Source organism: Microcoleus sp. T3_D1 (assembly GCF_036700405.1).
GTDB lineage: Bacteria > Cyanobacteriota > Cyanobacteriia > Cyanobacteriales > Microcoleaceae > Microcoleus.
This window is the reverse complement of sequence record NZ_JAUBOV010000106.1, coordinates 1-20,205: the sequence shown is the minus strand read 5'-3', so window position 1 is coordinate 20,205 and position 20,205 is coordinate 1. Positions and strand designations below refer to the sequence as shown.

Here is a 20,205-nt window from a genome sequence, read left to right as displayed (position 1 = left end):
TCCAAAAAGGACGGGCGGGACGCCCATCCCACAATAACAATTAAAATTGTAAGTTATTTAATTCGCGATCCTTAGTCATTTCCAATTCTTCAATCGAAAATCGAAAATCGAAAATCGAAAATCCTATGGCTGCTGACTAATGACGACTGACGATCGGAATCTCGATCGCAAATTCAGTGCCCCCTCCAGGTTCCGAAACGCAGTTGAGCCGCCCCCCGTGCTGTTCGACAACTAAATGGTAAGAAATCGACAGTCCCAACCCCGTGCCCTTACCGACTGGCTTGGTAGTAAAAAACGGGTCAAATAATTGGCGGCGAATCTCCTCGGTTATGCCCCGCCCGTTGTCGGAAATGCGGATCGCCACAAAATCGCCACCAACAACTTCAGTACGAATTGTAATAGTGGGAAAAGTCAATGGAGAACTAGGATTTGATAGGGGTGAATTTTTCCCACCTCTCTTGGCCCATTCCCCTTTCTGGATTTCTTCATCCAACGCATCAATAGCATTGCCGATAATATTCATGAACACCTGATTGATCTGACCGGCACAGCACTCGATGTTGGGCAAATTGCCGTATTCTTTAATAATATGAATAGGTGGATGTCCGCCGTGGGGTTTGAGCCGGTGCTGCAAAATCAACAAAGTGGTTTCGAGTCCCTCGTGAATGTCAACGAATTTGATGTTAGATTGATCTGATCTGGAAAAATTACGCATCGACACAACTATTTGGCGGATGCGCTCGGTTCCAACTTGCATAGAAGACACTAGCTTAGATAAGTCTTCTACCAAAAAATCGATTTCCATCTCTGCGGCTGCTTCCCGAATTTCCGAGACAGGTTCAGGATAGTGCTGCTGGTAAAGTTCCAACAGTTGGATCAATTCTTTGATGTAGTGGCTGGCGTGGGAAAGGTTGCCGTAGATAAAATTAACAGGATTGTTAATTTCGTGAGCGATACCGGCAATCATTTGTCCCAAAGAAGACATTTTTTCGGTTTGCACTAATTGAGTTTGAGTTTGCTGCAACTTTCGCACAGTTTGCTCTAATTGCTGCGCTTGATTTTTCAAGCAACTTTGCTTTCGCCGCAGCACTTCTTCGACTCGCTGGCGCTTGATAATATCGCGTCTCAACAATTCATTTGATGCTAAAAGTTGAGCGGTTCGTTCTTCAACTTGTTTTTTTAAGTCGTCGTGAGCTTGGCGCAGGGCTTCTTGGGCCCGCTGCCGCTCTAAAATTTCTTGCTGCAAAAGTTCGTTGGCTTTCTGCAATTGGGTGGCTCGATCGTCCACTGCTTGTTGCAACAGCTCGATCGTCCCATACATTTCAGATTGGTTAAAAACTTGCGGCAAACTTGTCTGAGAAACAACACCCAAAAGTTCTCCCTGGCTGCCAACTACTACCAAACGGCGGACGCAGTGCCGCTGCATGGACTGGTGCACACTCCAGAGGGAATCGGCCGGAGATATGCAAAATAAAGGCGCACTCATTGCCCTTGCTGCTGGGATTTCCGAGAGGTTTAATTCGAGGGCGTGAAACTGCACGATGTCGCGCTCGGTGACAATGCCGATCGGAATTTGATAATTTTGTGTTGGTGCGATCGCCCGATCGGGATGCTGAGTTTGCTCTTTGACAATGACGACGGAACTAACTCGATGCTTGACCATGAGCTGGGCTAAATCGAGGGCTGAGGCAGTTTTTGGGGCCCAAATGACTTGGTGCGTCATGACATCTGCTGCACAGCGCAAATTGGTTAGCAAGTTAATCGGTTGCAGGGCTTCGTGAATGGCTTCGCGGGTGATGATGCCGAGAAGTCGCGAGTCCTCGTCCACTACGGGCAAATGCCGGATGGAGTGCTGGCGCAACGTGAACATAGCTGTGAAAATATCTTGAGACTCGGATTGTTTGAGGGTAATGGGCGATCGAGTCATTACATCAGCAATTGTCAGTCCGACTGTACAAGCTGCCACGGTAGTTAGCTTGACGATATCCCGTTCTGTAAAAATGCCGATGGGCCGATTATCTTCGACGATTAAGACGCAACTGCGCTTGGCTGCGCTAGCAACAGCGTTTTGTTTTTCGCCACAAAGGTGACAGGAGACGCGCATCGGGTTCATGAGAGCCAACACTTGGGCGATCGGGGTTTCTGGAGCCACGGTGAGGGGGTGGCGGTCGATCGCCCGATCTAAAGGTGACGAGTAGAGCGGCCTGCTGTTGGGGCGTCCAGCGGGTTCTGATGATTTAATTACCGACAACTGCGGGGCTGAATCTAGGAAATGCTGTAATTGTTCTTCTTGTAGCATGATTATTAATTTTAGTTAATGAATTGTTACAATTTTGCAGACTGGGGTTGGCAGACTTAGCATTAATTAAGCCGGTGACAGATGCTCGATCGCCTAAAATCTGATTGCTAGAACACTCTTATTTAATTTTTATTTTTTAAATCCTATGTCGTGGACTCCCTTAAGTCATCGAATTCATCACTTGCCACTGATCCTTGCGGGCCCGATGTTGCGCCGGACTGAAAGTCGGGCCGTGACAGTTTGGCTGGCTCTGAAAGCACCCCGCCAAGTCGAACTCAAGGTTTATTCGACAGAGGGCGGAACCGGCGAAATTGTCGATCGGCTCTTGCTGCAAGGTGCGAACTCTACCGTGCAGCTCGGCAAATACCTGCACGTAGTCGCGGTGACTGCTAAACCAATTAATAGCAATTTCTTGACATCGGGGCAAATTTATGCTTATGACATCGAGTTTGCTGGGAGTAGCGAGTCGAACGTCGGGGGTGCAGTCCCAGAAAATGAGAAAGAAAATCTCATTTCTTGCCTGTGGCCTGCCGCCCCTGATTTATCGGCTTTGGGGCCGGAGACGATTAGTTATTTCGCTCACCAGTTGCCCACTTTTGCCCTGCCGCCGAACGATTTAAACTATTTGCGTATCGTTCACGGTTCTTGTCGCAAGCCGCACGGAGACGGCAGAGATGCGCTGCCAATCTTGGATAATTCGATCGAACAGTTTGCAGGAACGGCAAATAGCAGGCCCCACCAACTGTTTTTAACGGGCGACCAAATTTACGGCGACGACGTTGCCGATGCCATGCTGTGGGCTTTGACTGACGCTGGCGATACACTGTTGGGCTGGGAAGAAAGTCTACCCCTGATGGATGATGCCCAAATAAAAAAGAATTTGTGTATCAGTATACCTAAAAATTCGGAAAACGAAAATGCAGTTGGCCCAGAGAGGGAAATTTTTATAGAGTCGCCAATTCAGAAACCGTCTGATGCTGAGTATGAGTACAAAAAACCAATTGAGTTACAGCCGGGGACTCGCAGCGATATTGCTAGAGATTTTGGCGGCTTTACGGCGATGTTGGTGAATCAATCGGACAAGTCTAAAAGTCACTTGTTCAGTTTGGGGGAATATTGCGCGATGTATTTGTTAGTTTGGTCGCCGGTACTCTGGTGTACGAGTTTTCCGAAGGGTAAGGATATTTGTCCAACTTCTAAGCAGGCAAAAGTCTGGGATAGAGAAGTTGTTGAACTTGACGGTTTTGCTCGCAATTTGTGGAGAGTGAGGAGGGCGCTAGCGAATATTCCTACTTATATGATTTGCGATGACCATGATGTTAGCGACGATTTTTATTTGAATCGAGAGTGGTGTTACCGGGTGCTGGGAAAGCCGCTGGGCCGGCGGGTGGTGCAGAATGCTTTGCTGGCTTACGCTGTGTTTCAGGCTTGGGGAAATACGCCCGCACAGTTCGATCGCGAAAAACCGGGAGATAAATTATTAAAAGCTGCTGAAAAATGGTCTGCTTCGGCGGGGACTGATGTTTCTGCTTGGGAGAATGCGGCTTCGTATTTGGGAATTCCAGGACTCGATCCGAAAACTCATTTGCCTAAGTTGAAATTAGATGAAGATGTTTTTATTTTGGATCGGGAGGGCGCGGGTGTAAGTGAGGTTTTGAATTGGCATTTTACTGTGAGAAGTTTTAAGCACGAGGTGATTGTGCTGGATACGCGGAACTGGCGGGGGTATCCGGTGGAAAGCCCGATCGAGCCGCCGATGCTTTTGACTCACAAAGGTTTTGAGGATCAAATTCAGCAGGCTTTGAGGGAGACTGATTTGCTCAATAAAACTGGGGAGTTTGAGATTGAGGCGACGGTGGTGGTTGTGCCGACAAATTTGGTGGGTTTGTGGATTATTGATGTGGTGCAAAAGTGGGATGTGGCACAGGGGAAGGTTTTTAGTAGTGATGCGGGGGATGCTTGGAATTTTAATGAGTTAGCTTTTGTGAAGCTGTTGGTGGAATTTTTTAAACAGCGCGATCGGGTGATTGTGTTGAGCGGGGATATTCACTATGCTGCTGCTGTGCGACTGAGTTATTGGTCTGATTGTCATTTTGGCGATTCTCGGCCGAATATTGAGCCTTTGACGAGGGACAATTATCGGTCAAATTGTCACAATTCTGTGTTGGCGCAGTTGACTGCTAGTGCTTTTATCAATGAGGAGTGGAAAACGCATTTAGTTCATACTAAGATTAAGTCGCTGTTTCCTGAGCGATCGCACGAATGTTTGGGATGGAATGAGCCACTGGAATTAATGAAGATTTCGAGGATGAGCAGAAAGAAGGCTGTGGCGGCTGGTCTCAGAAATAGACAATCTCTGCCTGATTGGGGCTATCGGATTGACTGGGTTAAACGGCAAAGAGCTCGGGTATTTTTACAGCTAGAAAAGGGAACTGCGTCAGATAGATCGCATAAAAATAAACAATTGTCACGGCTGCATAGGTTGTGGAATTTTATATCGCTGTTGTGGCGCAATCGCTGGCTGCAAGAGGGTGATGAGATTGTGGGATATAGCAATATTGCGATCGTCAGTTTTCAGTGGCCTGCTGATGGTGATGGGGAAAAAGCGGTGATCCAAAATGTTTATTGGCGGCCGCTTTGGGAGCCGAATAGTGTGGTTTACAGTCAATATTTTGTGCCACTGGGATTGGATGAGGATGATTAGATTCACGATTTCTTGAAGAAGTCGGGGATTTCGATACGGGTACAATATTGTGATCAGTTTGTGGCAGTGTCCGCCGGGGGAAACCCCAGTCTCATAGCTAAAGTCGATTGGAACTGAGATGTTTCACCATTCTCAAGAACAGGCAAGATGCCTGTTCCACAACAGATGAATTTTATTGTGGAACAGGCATCTTGCCTGTTCCTAAAAAAGTAATGGAGAATGGTGCAATATCTCAGTTGGAACTGAGATGTTTCACCATTCTCAAGAACAGGCAAGATGCCTGTTCCACAAAGAATAAGTTTTCTTGTGGGGAGTCGCAGAATTTCCATAGCCGGCCGACTTGCTCAATCCGTTAAAAGCCAGACCCAAAAAGTCGAGGGCGGACTTGGCAGATATGGAAGTTGTTTGGGACATATTAGAAAACCATCAGCACGAAAGTTGAGGGGAAAACTAACCTTCTTGCTGTGCGATGAGCGTGAAACCCTTGATGGATATACTATAAATTAGGAAGCCCGTGACGAGATTTGAACTCGTGACTTCCTCCTTACCAAGGAGGTACTCTACCACTGAGTTACACGGGCATAAAAAATTAAGAATCTCCAATTAAAAAATTAATTTTTAATTCTTAAATTTTAACTTCTTATTAAATTGAGGTGGGCCGAGCTAGATTTGAACTAGCGTAGGCGTAGCCAGCGGATTTACAGTCCGCCCCCATTAACCGCTCGGGCATCGACCCATTTCCATCACAGTTATACATCCTAGCACCAGAATCTTTATTTGCAACATTATATTTAAAACTCTAATCATTAAGGTGAGAACACATAAGTGAGTTAGGGGCTGACGGGAAAATTGAACACTGTTTAAGGTGTGCATTGCTAAGTCTAGGCTGGGTGCGTGCCCGGAGCACCCTAAGTCTAGACTAAGAAATCCCTAATTCACTAATTCCCCGGTTTCTTGCAGGGAGTGCAGGCGGCGGTAAATACCTTGTTGACTCAAGAGTTCGTCGTGGCTGCCAATTTCGACGATTCTACCGCCGTCGAGTACGACGATCGCATCGGCTTCGCGAATTGTACTCAGTCTGTGGGCAATAATTATGGTGGTGCGCGTACCGAGGATATTTCGCATGGCTATCTGGATCGATCGCTCGCTTTCATAGTCCAAACTAGAAGTAGCCTCATCAAAAATTAACACATCCGGCTCCACCAACAGCGCCCTCGCAATCCCCAACCGCTGCCGCTGACCGCCGGACAAGCGCATTCCTCTCTCCCCGACCACGGTATAGTAACCTTGGGGCAACAGCCGCACAAAATCGTCTACCTTGGCAATGCGACAAGCATCCTCAACTTGCTCGAAAGTTGCATTTCTGTTTCCGTAAGTCAAATTTTCCAGCAAAGTACCGTTAAAAACGTCTACTTCTTGGTGGACAATGGCTAAACGCTGGCGGTAGCGAGTCACGTCTAAGCTGCAAATGTCTTCGCCGTCGATCAGAATGCGGCCGGAGTTTGGTTCAAAGTAGCGAAACAGAAGTTTAACTAAAGTCGATTTCCCAGAACCCGATCGCCCGACTAATGCTACAGTTTGACGGGGATGAATCAACAAATTCACATCTTGCAAAACGGGTTTTTGAGTATCGTACCCGAATGTCAAACCGCTGATCTCAACTTTGCCGGTAAATTTATAAGGTGGCTGTGCCGATCGAGCATTTTCTGCTAAATTAACCGCATCCACACCGTCTGGCGTTTGCATAAACTCGTGGAACCGGATCATTGAAGAATAACGCCGCGCCAATGATTCGGCGATAATACTAATCGGACGCAGTTGGGAATATGCCATGCTTGCCAACGTGTAAACGGTAACAAAATATCCGAGGGAAATTTTACCTGCAACCGTGGCTGCTAGGCTAAAACCAAGAACTGAAAACAAACACAACTGGACGATCGTCTGCTGGTATGTCCCCAGGGTGACGTATCCTTTGTGAATGCGGTGGATCACGACTTTTAATTCGCGATCGAGTCTGGTGGTTTGCCTTTTGAGTTCATCGCTTTCTGTCGCAAAAGCTTTGACTGTTTTGATGTTGGTGATAATTTCCGAGTTGCGGCTTTCGGTATCTTCGATGTATTCATCCAGAATTTCTTCCCGCGCAGTCACCTGTTGCAGGCCTTTGAGGGTGAAACTGAGGATAAATAGGAATGAAACCAAAATTAATAAGCCAATCCGCCACTCTATTAAGCAGATAACGGCAAAAATGCCGATTAAGCGGACGACTTCGGGGATGAAGTCGCCGGCAATTTCTGGGTAAGTCCAAGTATGGTTGGCGATGCCTTTGGCGATGCGGCTGGCAATCCGTCCGGCGTTGTTTTCGTCGTAGAATTCTAGGGGTAAGGTGAGGATTTTGCCGATCGCACTTCTCATTCGATCGCGTCTTGCCCTCAATGGTATCGCCCAGTGGAACCAATTTCCCACCCACGGCTGTACCGGTGCTTTGGCGACTGTTACCAGAAAAATTATGCCGAGCAAGACGGATAGCGATAATATTTTGTTGGGTGACTGCTGGGTAACAGAGGCGATCGCTGCTATGAGTTTTTGCGTTACTGTATCTGTAGGTTGACCCGACAATACGTTTAATATTTGACCGATCGCATAAGGAACAAGCAAATCGGCTAGTGCCAAAACGCTGGATGCGCCTATGCTGTAAAGTGATATTTTCCAGTAGCGACTGTAGTATTTGAAGATGTCCTGAAAGCTTGCCATAAATTTTTGTTGAGATACAACCCTTGCAAACACTTGCATTTAAAACTGCGTTCTCGGCGCGCCGTGTTTACAAGTGTACTACAAAAGTAGTCGATCGGGAAGTCAATCGATTTTAGATTTTAGATTTTAGATTTTAGAGGCGACCCCACGGATAAATGCTCTTTCTTGAGGATTTTAGATTTTAGATTTTGGATTGATTCCACGGATAAATCACGTGGCGGGTACCACCTTTGAAATTCGCTTGTCATCTCGGCTCATGCTAGCGACTCACCCGATCGGGTGATTTATGGCAATCATTCGATCGTCAGCAATCGATCCGCATTCCTGGGCAATAAACTCAAGACTAAGGGCAAAAAATGCAAAAGACAGAATTTTTCTTAAATTCTGCCTTCTGAGCAATGCCTTATAAGTTTTACGTTTGAGTAGTCTGTTAGCTGAAGGTGTAGGCTGATTGCAGCGCCCACCAGATCAAGAAGCCGATTCCGCCGGCAATGACAATCGCCGAAATGGCGATCGCTATAGGACTGTCAGCTCCCTTGAACTTCATGATTCCGCGATTTAAATCTGACATGACAGTGTTCTCCCACAATTCCAGCTTGATTGTAGCTTTGCCGTGGGCCGATGGCGGTCAATTTTCACGGCAATTACTGATTTGGTTAACGATATGGCTGCTGAAATTGCAGGTGGGGAGTGGGTTTGGGGAGGTTTTACTGGGTTTGTGAAAAAAACTTACTAAAAAGACTTGACAAATTTCGAGAATTGAGACAATATTGTTAATACCGCAGGAAATGCGGGTGTAGCTCAGTGGTAGAGCGTCACCTTGCCAAGGTGAATGTCGCGCGTTCGAATCGCGTCACCCGCTTTAGAAGATAAACAAAATCAAGAAAACCGGAAAGTAGATCCAGAAAGTTTTCGGTATACTCCTAATGATGGTTGAAAATACCTAAGTTAGTGGTAAGATTGAATGCAGAACTTGCAAGTCAAAATTGCCGATCGGGCGAGATCTCGGAACAGGCAGTTGAAAGCCTCGCTAGGGCGGAATTGACAAGTTTGATTAAGTGGATATGTTAACGATTATTTTTGCAAAAACGCTTTTTTTATCCGATCGCTAGTGCCATCTCAAAAAGCTCCAAAGATTGACTTAAACGATGAGTACCCCTGTCCTTGCCGACGGCGGGGTCGTCTAGTTCCCATAACGTTGACAGAAGCCTTTGGCTGCAACCGCTGTCAACAAATATTTGTATTGGACGAAAGTGGAGACGTGATCGAGCAACTATCAACGAACTATCCTTACAAGCAGGCTTGGCGGTGGACGGGCCACCAGTGGAACAGAGCGCATCCGGGTTTGAAGGCCCATTATTTGCCACTGGCTTTGGGTATGATATTGGTGCCGCTAGTGATTTGGTTGCCCTTGGCGCTACACTCGCCGGGCCCGAATATTATTCTGTGGGCAATGGTCGCCGTGCTGCTAGCAATGCTGCCGGCGCTGATGGTATGGCTCGCTTACAGGCGTTAGCTAGATGATAATAGAGGATTTTACCCATTCATCAGATGCCGCAAATGTCGCGCGTCGCGCTTATCAAGCTTCTTTGGAGTTGGCGGCGACAAAGAGTGCCGATCGGGCGGCAGCTTTGCAGGCGATGGCGGGCTCGCTGAAACGCCGACAAAATGACATTTTAGAAGCAAATACTCTGGATCTAGAAGCGAGTCGGGACATGGCGATTCCCGAGTTGATTGTGGAGTGGCTGAAGCTGACGCCGGAACGGATCAAGACAACTGTGCAAATTCTGGAACGGTTGGGGGAAATGCCAGATCCGATCGGCAGGGTGATCAATGCTTCTTATCAGGTCGATCGCTGTCAGGTTTACTGTCAGTCGCTACCACTGGGGGCGATCGCTCTAATTTACGAGGCGTTTCCCGAGTTGGGGGCGATCGCCGCGGGTTTGTCTCTCAAAAGCGCTAACAGTTTGATTCTCAAAGGCGGCAGCGAAAGCTGGCAAACTAATACAGTAATTGGAGAAGCTTTGGTTTCGGCGATCGATGAGGTCGGTTTGCCATCGGGATGTTTGCAGGTACTGCCGCCGGATCGGGGCGCTTCGATCAGAGAATTGGTCACTCAAGACCAATATCTCAATTTAATTATTCCCTACGGTAGACCAAGTTTGGTGCAGCAGGTGGTTAGGCTGTGCACAGCACCAGTTTTGAGGTCGGCAATGGGAAATTGTTACCTTTATTGGTCGCCGACTGGTAGTTTGGAGATGGCAAGGTGGATGATTTTGGACAGCCATCAAAGCGTGCCCGATCCTGTTAATGCGATCGAGAAAGTGCTGATCGATCGCAACCAAAAGCCTTCTTCCTTAGTCAGGCTGTGGAACAGTTTAAAAGAAAAAGGCTTTCAAATTAGCGGCGATGCGGATCTTGTTGCAGATTTCCCAGAGTTGAAGCTGGCGGAACCATACGAGTGGACTCAACCGTATTTAAACAAAACCATAGCGTTTAAAGTTGTCGATAGTTTAGAGATTGCGATCGGCTGGATCAACCGCTACAGCAGCGGCCACGCTGACTGCATTGCCACTGAATCTTACTTAGAAAGTCGCCAATTTGCTCTGGATGTTAACAGCGCCTCAACTTTTATTAATGCCTCACCTCGGTTTTGGCGCTATCAAAATCGGGGAGATGCGATATTTTTGGGAATGTCCAACCAAAAAGGTTATCGCCGGGGATTGATCGGGTTAGATACGCTGACGACAATTAAAGAAATTGTTCAGGGAAACGGACTTTTTTAATTTTATAGGTTATTTGTGATTGGTTATTGGGATTAAACCAACCTCAAAATTGGGAGACTATTATCGATGCGTAAGCCTTTAAGAGTTGTTCCAAAAATATTTTTATAGGATACAATAATATCATGGTAGAACAATCAGGCCGCCTCGATCTCAAGCAATTTGATCGCAAGCTCCCGGATAGCCGCAGTGGAGACCGATAAAATCTCCGCATCCTGACAACAATAAGCCGCCGGATTTATGTGTGGGTTCAATCTAAAATCTGGTACGGGATCTAATTAAATTTAGAAACTTATTAAGTCACATCAAAATCCTCTTAGCGATCACATGAAATCCGAAAAATCACTCAATACTCTAGACAATACCGCAACGCCGACTTTAGGCAAAGAAACGCTAATTCACCACTCGGTATATGTTAAAAAATTGCGTCCGCTGCTGCCATCAGAGGCCTTTGAAGCGAATTCCAGCAAGTTAGGGATACTGCTGATAAATATCGGGATATTATTGTTAGGATGGGGAATTGCTGATAATCTCGATCGCTGGCCTGTCTACCTTTTATGGCTTTACTTACCTTTAGCCGTCATGATGGGTAATAGTATCATAGTTTTGCTATTTAGCTCCCACGATTTGATGCACGGCAGCGTTCAGAAAAAGTCTCGCCTTACTTATCCGATCGCCTTTTTGGGACTAAGTATGCTGTTTATGCCACCTACACAGTGGAAAAATCTGCACAATCTCGTACATCACAATAACACGAATTCTTTGGCAGACCCCGATCGCAACTATCTGTACCAGCAACCAGATACTTGGGGAAAATGGATTCAAAATCTGTTTGTACCCTCGGTGGAAGTCAATCCGGTGTGGTTAATTGTAGGGATGGCCGGTTCGTGGTTAGTGCATAATTTCCGCAATCTCACCTCGGTACTGTTATTTAACGATAAATCTGTTGATTACGTACCGGCTGCCTTTACAGTTAGTCCTAAAGATAGATTGAGAATCGCATTTGAATGTCTGGGAATTTTAGGCATTCATGCGAGCATTTTATTCTACCTAAATTTTCATCCCCTCAAAATCGCCCTCGCCTACTTTTTGCCGATCGCAATTGGTCATGCAGGCGCAATGTTTTACATCTATACCAACCACATGGGTTGCCGGATGACCGCCATTAATGACCCGCTGATCAACAGTGCTTCTGTGCGGGTTCCTAAAATATTTGACCTGCTGCACTTGAATTTCTCTTACCACACAGAGCATCATATTTTCCCCAGCATCAACTCAGACTATTATCCGATGGTGCAAGAGTTGTTGCAAACTCACTATCCCGATCGCATGAATTTAATCGATGCTGGCGACGCTTGGCGGTTTCTGGTGGAAACACCCCGGCATTATCAAGATGAAGTTACCTTCACTGATTCCTCTGGAACAATGTCTGTAAATTGCTCGATTGTTGAAGAGTATAAAAACTGAGAATTCGCATTGGAGACACATCTTTAACCATGCTTAAGAACAGGCTTTCCGGCCTGTTCCACAAACAATGAATTTTATTTTTGGGAGTAGGGGTTGGCGAGACGCCCAACCCCAAAAATAAACTCCTATATACTGATGCTATTTAGGACCAACGAAGGCTTGAGAGCAAAATAAGGGATTACTCGTTTGTGATTGTTGGCATCAATCTTCTGTTCTGCCATATTCAAATTTTGCTGGAACTGTCTGGCTAAAAGTTGGATCGGGGTTCCCGCAAAAACTTCGTCGAAGCTCATCCGGTAGAGTTCTCGGAAAGATTTATCGTAATAACCCAAACGGTCATATCGATAAGCTGACAAAATAAACAGAATTTGCAGTTGATTGGCCGCTCGTTTGTAGGGAGGAAGCAACCGTAAAATGTCCTTTTCCGTAATCACTTCTAGATTACCCGAAGCGGTAATCCTAGGAATGTCCCGGTAGGCGGCCAAAGGCATATTAGCTGCAAAACTCATGTATTCATACTGGGGAAAATTGACTGCTGAATGCTGCGGGCCACAGGTAAAAATTACAGTTGTGACAATTGCAATTAATTGTTCAACTGTGTCGATGTGGTCTGGCATTCCTTTGACTTTACCGCCGTTATCAGACGCTAATTCTTGAGCCCAGGTTTGCAGTTCCACATCTTGGGCGATCGCCTGATTCGTCGGGTAAAAGAATTTAAGATAGCCCGATACAAAGGTTTCGATCGCATTCCACAGCAGCAATCCATCATCTCGGTAAGGATAGTGAGGCAGTTGATTTGTGTCATCCATGCCCCGATTTTTCAGTTCAGCGGGCAACGCAAATTCATCGAGACTCCACGTACTGCAAGCCTCTCTAGCTATTTCTATTGTCTCAGCCAAGGTGCCACCTAGCAATTCATCGACGGGCCCGCCGGGATTGATCAATCGAGAACGTGCCAGATCGTTGTTGGTCAACATAAAGCGAAAGTGCGGTTTCAGCAGCAGGCTAAGCGGGTGATTTTTAGCCAACTGTCGGGCGGTGACGATCGCAATTGGTTCCATCACCAGATGAGTTCGACCTAAATGCGAGCTCATTTCATGGTGATTGGCATCTGCTACTTGCACGCAGAGTTTCGCAAACAGCCAATCGACAGGAGGATCGAATGGGGTGTAGACATGGCTATCTGGCGTGGGATCTAGTTGAATGGCGATCGGTGTCATTTCACCGCGATCGCGAATTCCCGTCCACCGCCAAGCGAAAAAAGCTCGCGGTTTCGGCAAGAATTTTCTGCCTTTTTCATAGCTTCCGCCTCCAACGAGAGCAGGGGCGCGATAGTGTTGGTCAGTACCTGTGTAATCGGCAACGTAAATGTTTTTTTGCTGCAACTCTTGCTGCAGATCGAATAACGGGTGGAAACCGGAAATTTGTGCCAGTGTTTGTGCCCGAGGATCGCTGGCATCTAACAGGCGAAGCACCATCGGATTTGCTCCAGACAGGCGCTGTTCTGCAAAAGAGCGATCGGTTTGGTAAATTTTGGCAACTCCAGGTAGCGGCAGCCAAGTAAAAAAGTCTTCATAGTCTTGGAGTTCGTCGAGAGGATCGAGAAAAGTTCTCGAATCGGCGGCCAGCATATTTGCCGGAAGTTCCGATGTTGCTAATATCCGTTCTGCAAGATACTTGCTCGAAAAATTTTCGACGGCAGGCACATCTTTCAATAATGCCAAAGGTGATAAACTCTCATAGTCAAACTGATAAGCTTGTTGCTGGCGATTCAAGGAATTGCGGCGCTGTTCTTGGTTCGGATCGTCTTGAGGAAGAGAAGGTCTCATAGTGTCTACCATTGTATAAATCAACCCTTTTGTGGTAGTAAAAGAGCGGAGATCATCACTACCGATCGAGGAGGGAATTTAAAAAGTATTGTGCAGGCTCACGCTTGATATAGGTCTTATTCACCGATCGATAATCTGATTCGGGACTTTTTTTAAAATCAGAAAAATTCCTCAAAAGAAGGCAACACTTTTCGATCGCCCTAAATCTAGGTTGAAACCTTTCCTTCTCCCGATAAGTAGCTCGCACTCAAGAACCCCGACTGCTTTGAGAATTCGGGGTTCGGGGTGTTCGGTTTTGTGAGCTGGGTCTTGATTAGCGGTTAGGCACGAACCATTAAATATTGACCGTTGCCGTTATATTGGCCGTCGCAACTCGCGAAATTAGCCACAAACCAAATCAGATAAAACCGCCAGCTTCGCCGAAATTTGGCATAGTCGATGCCGTAGTCTAAATCTTTAACTATTGCCTGAGAATCCTCAAAGTTTTTCAGCCAGTTAGCAAAGGTTGTGGAGTAATTATATCCGTTGAGATACCAGTTTTTTATGGTTTTGAGGTCTTTGTTGTGGCTGGAACATCGTATTTCCAGTAACGACCGTGGGGAAAAATGTATTTGTGGGTGAAAACGCTGGATATATTGTTGGGAGTGCGAACTGTGATGATGTGAATGAAAACTTTGCCGTTATCTGTGAGGAAACAGGCGAGCTTTGGGCAAGCTTGCGTTAAATTACCTACATGACAAAAAACGCCTATGGAGAGGATTTTGTCAAATTTTGCCTCAAATTGGGCGTCGTTCAAATCGCCTTCATATAATACCAATTCACTAAGCTGTTGTACACCTAATTTGACAGTCAATTTTTCTACAATTATTGTGGAACGGGCAGGAGAGCTCGTCTCTGGATTCAATTTAAATGCGTAGCAGCTTATGAACCTGCACTTAATATCGCTTCAAGGATATAGTCCCAACCACAGAGAGATAAAACTTCTTCCTTCGTGAGAGATTTGATAATTATATTTACCTGTTCTTTGAGTTTATCTAAACTCGAATAGTTTTCCCAATTGAGGTCTTTTTTTGTAGGTTGCCACAAGATTTCAATCGGATTCACTTCAGGACTATAGGTAGGTAAATATATTGGCATTACCTGGTCATGCCAATCTAATAACAGAGCTTTATGAAAGCTACCCTTATCCATGATAATTAGATTGAAATAGTCTGAGTAGTTTTGAGCAAGTCCCTTGAAAAAATCTTGAAAGCAGTTGTGATCTATCTGAGAAACTTCTTGATAAAATTGTTCACCGGGGGATGGATCTACAACTTCCTAAACATAGAATGTGCCTCGATTATATGGCTTTTTGCCGACGGCTTTTATCCCCTTCAATGTAATCATCCTGCCTGCAGAGTAATCAATCCAAATCTACTCGCGTTCTGACACCATATCCTTACAGGCTGTCTTATTTAAAAAAATTTAATCATTGCTTTGAGCGTCTCCCACTGTTTGTTTTTGAAATTTGTCTGTGCAACTTCGTTTACCTTATTGCTTTGGGTTTTGGGACTTTGAGGTAAGATTTTAATTTATAATGAACGAGGTCATGTACGACTTTATAGCTCACTGGGATTCCGCATTCTTTTTCTAGCCAGATCTGTAATTGACCATAACTTGTTTCCCCCTGTGGTTCTGGCAGTTTTTTGATTAATTTTTCTCTCACGGAGGGTGGTATATGTGGACTTTTCCCGGGAGCTTTTTTAACTGTGAGTAATGAGGTTATTCCACCTTGTTTGTAAGCTCTTAACCAACGATATATTGTTGATTCGTCTGGAGCGGTGCATCGTGGCTAATTCTTCTCTTGTTTTGAGTTTTTTGGTGGCAATCCAGTATAATAGCAGTAATTTTTCTTTACTTACGGAGGTTATAGCCCGTTCGAGTCGATGCTCTAGTAGAGCACGGCGGAAATAAACAGACCCTATTCGTGGGAAAATAAATAGTCGGCTTAAAAACCGTTTCGGCGAACGTATCAAGGAATCACGGTGTGCCTAAGTTAACTCCTAAAACATTAAATTTAAGCGATGACGAGCGGACTCAACTTCAACAGTTGAGCGACAGACACAACACGCCACAACAGATTGCCTGACGAGCGAGAATAATTCTCATGGAATCTGATAGCCAAAACCATAGTGAAATTGCCCGAAGTTTAGATATCAATAGGCAAATGGCTCGTGAAGGGGCGAAATCGATGGCTGGAGACCGACGGCAAGGACTTATCGATTTTGCAAAGATTACAATATCTAGAGCGTGTGGGTGCACCCCGGGGGAACGCATCTTATTGAACACTGTTCATCAGTGGTGAGTATATTTTGAGATAAATTCACCATTCTTAGAAGCTACAGATACACTTTGTAATGACTTTTGTAAGAAAATAGGAACTGATTAATGGTAGTTTTTACGCTTGTGCTAATTTTGAGACAATAAAAATATTACAACCACTGTTTACAGGTTGTATAAGAGTTACTAATGACTTATTTATAAGAATTTAGTTAACTGTAACAGCGAGGAGCTTAGTCAAATATTCATCATCCCACCCGGCTCGAAGTCGCTTATTTTTGGCTCCGGTTTTTGAGGTTTTTTCTGGCTTCAACCGATTGATCGAGATGTGTCTAATCATAGCCAACTTTTGCGGAGCATTATCTTTTATAATCCGACAATCATCTTCCCGAAAACCCACATCTAATACCCAATGTAAAGAATTTTCAATTCCCCAAAGGCTACGCACTGATTCACCAAGATGAGAGAGCCTCATTTGGTAAACTACTAATGTAATAACCAGTTTCAATAGTTATTTTTCCCTTCACCCTTCTCACGGATTCTATCAACCCTATAGTGTGAAGTTTCTACCATTGATTGTCGGATAGATCGGCTCTTAGATGTCACTTAACATGGTTGTGATGTCGAATTTATGAGCGACCCTGATTACTCTCTTTAGTTGTCGAATGAGTTGTATGTGTAAATCCAGAAAAGCCTTGTCTAATTGCTTGCTTAAACAACTATTCTACTCGAACAGACAGGGAGGCTTTGTTCTTTTTTAAGGTGATTCCACAATTTCTTTATTGTTCGACAATTGACTTCACAATTGACCTCTGACATCCCCGGCCATCAATAATGACAATGCTTCCCTTTAATTCTAATACTTTGACTAAAGCTGGAATAGCGGTGATTTTTATCTTATTTTTTATCAACCTTAACTTGTCCTAAAACTAATCTTTGACGGGTCGCCCAAGCACTGACCCTATGAATGGCTTTTTGCTCTCATTCCCGCTCGTAAGAATGGCGAAGAGTTTGGGCATCAATTGCGATTACTTCTCCGGGATTGAAGCAACTAATAGATTTAATTCTACTCAAAAAACATTTGTGAAATTGCTCCGGGTTGAGGCGAGAAAATACTCGTGCAATTGTGTCAGGTGAGGGTATGGCCTTCGGCAATTCTAAAATTTTATTTAACCATTCGTATTGAGCGGCGCGCGTAACTTTCGATATCCACCCCTGGATCAGCACCGCCAATCACAGCACAAATTGAGATGGTAATAATATCAATTAATTAATAATGTTTCCTCCGCTCAATTCTGGGATATTCTACGTCACGCAAATGGTCGGCAATGGTGATTTCAGGTTTGAGTGTCCGGCAGGGTAAACTCTAATTAAATGTTTTGGATGTAGTCAATAATTATTCTCCAAGATACCAGATTCTGTTAACATAAATTTTAGATGGGTTCGCGCTGAGTTCAACCCAATTAAATACCGCCGGAATTATATAGCAACCGCCAAGACGGTTAGGATGTTCTTATATCAAATCCGCCATTCATCGGAATTATTCATTTCTCTGTTCTCTCCCTCTGCGTTCTCTGCGTCAAGAGCGGTTAAATCATTCCGATGCCACCGGAATTGATATTAATTGCTTAAACCCTGGCTATTATTGCTTCTTCCTGCTTTTTACCCGATCGCGAACTCGAAGGGCATTCTTCCTTCTTCCTTCTAATCTAAATCCCGCCTCCTTTCCCACGCCAGTGCTGCTTGGAGTTTCGGACTCGCCCCCTCCGTCTGCTTCACTTTGCTTTGAGCCGTCCACAAACGGAATATATTGTTACCCGAAGCCGCGCATTTGCATATACCTGCGGACTGAAATCAAAGAAACTTTATTTATATCCCTGGAATGAGTAAATCATCGAGAGATTACAGCATGATTAAATAGAAACGCAATACCGTACCTGCGCTGTTGATAAATTCTCAGCAACTACTTTTGTCAAAATTGCTTTGAGAAATTAATTTACTCTAAAAACTGTTAGCAGCAGCTCAGGTTCCTCAACCTCGCCAGAACACACCCTACCTATAATCCCGACAATTCGGAGCGGCAATGAACACAATCAAACCCGAACCCCAAAGATCGCGCTTCATGGCTCTGCTGCTGACAACGCTGCTGACCTTTCCCTTTGTGAGTGCTTGCGGTTCTAGCCAGCAAAATTCCGCTCCCCCGCCTCCTGTTGACAACACTCGCGCTGGAGGAGTGCAAACTAATCGCGCCTCTACTCCTTCCCCACAAGCCAAAAAAGGACTGAGCAATGCTCAAAAAGTAGGGATTACTTTAGCAGGAGCAGCGGCCCTTTACTACATCTACAATCAGCACAAAAATAAACAAGAAAAGGGGCCGCAGGGAAAACATTACCTTTCCAAAAACGGTCGGGTGTACTACCGCGATGCCCAGAATCGCGCGGTCTGGGTAACGCCCCCGCCTGAAGGAATAAAAGTTCCGGAGTCCGAGGCAGCGCGTTACCGCGAATTCCAGGGGTACAACAACCAAAATACCGGTCGAGACCTTACTACCTTGCCGGAAGCTACAAGTCCTGTTCCCGCACAGTAGTCTAAGCATTTGAGATTTTAGATTGCAGGTTCCGTGACTTTCAATTAAATCTGGGATTCCCAATCTAAAACAGTCGTTTTTCAGCACATAAAAAAGAGGAACTTTATCATGGTAGACGGATTTTTGCGGAAGTTAAAAGATGCGATCGTCGGGCCAGACAGCGAGCAACTCGATCCTGACGGCTATTACGAAGATGCCTCAAATCCCGGACAGTTCGGCAACGTGACTCCAGCCAGCCAAGACCCCTACGGCGACCCGGCTGAGTACGGACAGTACGGCAACGTGACTCCAGCCAGCCAAGACCCCTACGGCGACCCGGCTGAGTACGGACAGTACGGCAACCTGACCCCGGCCAGCCAAGACCCCTACGGCGACCCCGCTGACTACGCCGGTACCGACTACGGACAGTTCGGCAACCTGACCCCGGCCAGCCAAGACCCCTACGGCGACCCCGCAGACTACGTAGCGGATGCTGGAATGTTCGGCAATGTGATCCCGGCCAGCGAAGATCCCTACGGCGACCCGGCTGATGAGGAAGGGTTTAGTTAAGTCAGTTAGCTAGAAAAATTACCTGGTAAGCAACAGCACCCCTACGGGGGTGTTTTTTTTGTTGAGAACTAGCAGCATACAGCACTTGCGGATGTTATGAGGTACAGTAGCAGCAATTAGTAAACCAGTTTTTAAGATGTTTCGGATTAATTAAGTCAAGAGCCACAGCAATTATCGTGTCAACCATTTTAGTGCTGCTTGGTGAAAACTGGATCAATAAAGATTTGAGTTGCGACCACCATAATTCAATTGGATTAAAATCCAATACGGTTCAGTTAAGGCTTAAACTGTGGTAAATTAGGTATTGTATGCCAGAAGTGTTGAATGATAGGAAAAGATTGCTAAAATTGGCCCAATAATGTATAATTGCAGAGTTATAAATTATTAATAATCAACTGAAATGCTATTTTCTAACTTCCCCAAAATTGTCAAACGGTATCTCGCCCATTTACCCAAAGATGATTATCCAGTTTTAGATAGCTTCACATTTGTCTCCTGCTGGCTAGGGTTTAGTTTTGACCAAAGTCTGGATACTATGCGTTCCCTATTTTCCCGTTTAAACAGTCGAGATATTTCCCTAGATATATCAACTTTTTCCAAGGCTAGTAAGCAGAGAGATATTGATGTTTTTGTAAAAATATTTGAAAGATTACAAGCCGATATAAAACGTCAATTAATTAACAAAAATTGTCTCAGCTTATTCCCTTTAGATTCAACGATAGTTACCTTGACAAGTAAATTACTATGGCAACAGGAATACCATCAAGTAAAATTATTTGCTGGAACGGACAATGAACGGGGAATAATTGATGGAGTACACATTCATTTTGGTCAAGGTCATGGGGAGCATAACACTTATGCGATGAGTAGAAATACTCACCAATACTATGTCCCTCATTAGTCCATAATTAAATATG

General features: G+C 45.2%; 14 protein-coding genes, 3 tRNA genes and 2 pseudogenes. 8 read left to right on the top strand and 11 right to left on the bottom strand.

Annotated elements, in window-relative coordinates; genetic code table 11:
• Positions 1 to 136: 136 nt before the first annotated feature.
• Complete coding sequence (locus tag QT992_RS30105) at positions 137 to 2,299, bottom strand: CBS domain-containing protein (protein ID WP_333341763.1); 2,163 nt, start codon at positions 2,297 to 2,299, stop codon at positions 137 to 139.
• Between the two features lie 181 nt (positions 2,300 to 2,480).
• On the opposite strand from QT992_RS30105, the gene QT992_RS30100 reads away from it, so the two are divergent.
• Positions 2,481 to 5,003 carry a PhoD-like phosphatase gene (locus QT992_RS30100; protein ID WP_333341760.1) on the top strand — a complete coding sequence of 841 codons (2,523 nt, stop codon included), beginning with the start codon at positions 2,481 to 2,483 and terminating at the stop codon, positions 5,001 to 5,003.
• Positions 5,004 to 5,264: 261 nt separating this feature from the next.
• On the opposite strand, the gene QT992_RS30095 is transcribed toward QT992_RS30100, so the two are convergent.
• The 5 genes from QT992_RS30095 to QT992_RS30075 form a co-directional block, all read right to left on the bottom strand.
• Entirely contained in the window at positions 5,265 to 5,417 is a 153-nt protein-coding gene (locus QT992_RS30095) for a hypothetical protein (protein WP_333378396.1), read from the bottom strand.
• Between the two features lie 95 nt (positions 5,418 to 5,512).
• Positions 5,513 to 5,584: transfer RNA gene (locus tag QT992_RS30090), tRNA-Thr, on the bottom strand.
• A 73-nt stretch (positions 5,585 to 5,657) separates the two neighbouring features.
• A tRNA-Tyr gene (locus QT992_RS30085) sits at positions 5,658 to 5,739 on the bottom strand.
• A 194-nt stretch (positions 5,740 to 5,933) separates the two neighbouring features.
• Positions 5,934 to 7,754, bottom strand: a complete 1,821-nt coding sequence (locus tag QT992_RS30080) for an ABC transporter ATP-binding protein (RefSeq protein WP_333341759.1) — start codon at positions 7,752 to 7,754, stop codon at positions 5,934 to 5,936.
• A gap of 430 nt (positions 7,755 to 8,184) precedes the next feature.
• Positions 8,185 to 8,325 (bottom strand): hypothetical protein, encoded by a 141-nt coding sequence (locus QT992_RS30075; RefSeq protein ID WP_172188980.1) that lies wholly within the window; start codon positions 8,323 to 8,325, stop codon positions 8,185 to 8,187.
• A 219-nt stretch (positions 8,326 to 8,544) separates the two neighbouring features.
• Here QT992_RS30075 and QT992_RS30070 point away from each other — a divergent pair.
• From QT992_RS30070 to QT992_RS30055, 4 genes are all read left to right on the top strand, one after another.
• Positions 8,545 to 8,616, top strand: a tRNA-Gly gene (locus QT992_RS30070).
• A gap of 249 nt (positions 8,617 to 8,865) precedes the next feature.
• A complete protein-coding gene (locus QT992_RS30065) occupies positions 8,866 to 9,270 on the top strand; it encodes a hypothetical protein (RefSeq protein WP_333056560.1) in 405 nt (134 codons plus the stop codon).
• A 4-nt stretch (positions 9,271 to 9,274) separates the two neighbouring features.
• Positions 9,275 to 10,540: a glutamate-5-semialdehyde dehydrogenase gene (locus tag QT992_RS30060; protein ID WP_333320053.1), complete on the top strand. Its 1,266-nt coding sequence runs from the start codon at positions 9,275 to 9,277 to the stop codon at positions 10,538 to 10,540.
• 324 nt (positions 10,541 to 10,864) lie between these two features.
• The gene (locus QT992_RS30055) at positions 10,865 to 12,004 is read left to right on the top strand and encodes a fatty acid desaturase (RefSeq protein ID WP_333320051.1); all 1,140 of its coding nucleotides are present in this window, start codon (positions 10,865 to 10,867) and stop codon (positions 12,002 to 12,004) included.
• Positions 12,005 to 12,129: 125 nt separating this feature from the next.
• On the opposite strand, the gene QT992_RS30050 is transcribed toward QT992_RS30055, so the two are convergent.
• The 5 genes and pseudogenes from QT992_RS30050 to QT992_RS30035 all read right to left on the bottom strand — a co-directional run bounded on the left by QT992_RS30050 (position 12,130) and on the right by QT992_RS30035 (position 17,488).
• Positions 12,130 to 13,845, bottom strand: coding sequence for a lipoxygenase family protein (locus QT992_RS30050; RefSeq protein WP_333320049.1), 1,716 nt, complete (start codon positions 13,843 to 13,845; stop codon positions 12,130 to 12,132).
• Positions 13,846 to 14,374: 529 nt separating this feature from the next.
• Positions 14,375 to 14,686, bottom strand: coding sequence for a class I SAM-dependent methyltransferase (locus QT992_RS30045; RefSeq protein ID WP_333320048.1), 312 nt, complete (start codon positions 14,684 to 14,686; stop codon positions 14,375 to 14,377).
• A 68-nt stretch (positions 14,687 to 14,754) separates the two neighbouring features.
• Positions 14,755 to 15,120 (bottom strand): annotated as a pseudogene (locus tag QT992_RS30040) (transposase); the annotation flags it as partial.
• 238 nt (positions 15,121 to 15,358) lie between these two features.
• Complete coding sequence (locus QT992_RS33795) at positions 15,359 to 15,634, bottom strand: helix-turn-helix domain-containing protein (protein ID WP_445251160.1); 276 nt, start codon at positions 15,632 to 15,634, stop codon at positions 15,359 to 15,361.
• Positions 15,635 to 16,360: 726 nt separating this feature from the next.
• Positions 16,361 to 17,488 (bottom strand): annotated as a pseudogene (locus tag QT992_RS30035) (ISAs1 family transposase).
• Positions 17,489 to 18,235: 747 nt separating this feature from the next.
• Here QT992_RS30035 and QT992_RS30030 point away from each other — a divergent pair.
• The 3 genes from QT992_RS30030 (at position 18,236) to QT992_RS30020 (ending at position 20,189) form a co-directional block, all read left to right on the top strand.
• Positions 18,236 to 18,739, top strand: a complete 504-nt coding sequence (locus tag QT992_RS30030) for a hypothetical protein (RefSeq protein WP_333320046.1) — start codon at positions 18,236 to 18,238, stop codon at positions 18,737 to 18,739.
• Positions 18,740 to 18,847: 108 nt separating this feature from the next.
• A complete protein-coding gene (locus tag QT992_RS30025; protein ID WP_333320044.1) occupies positions 18,848 to 19,288 on the top strand; it encodes a translation initiation factor in 441 nt (146 codons plus the stop codon).
• Between the two features lie 400 nt (positions 19,289 to 19,688).
• Positions 19,689 to 20,189 (top strand): hypothetical protein, encoded by a 501-nt coding sequence (locus tag QT992_RS30020; RefSeq protein ID WP_333341755.1) that lies wholly within the window; start codon positions 19,689 to 19,691, stop codon positions 20,187 to 20,189.
• Positions 20,190 to 20,205 lie beyond the last annotated feature (16 nt).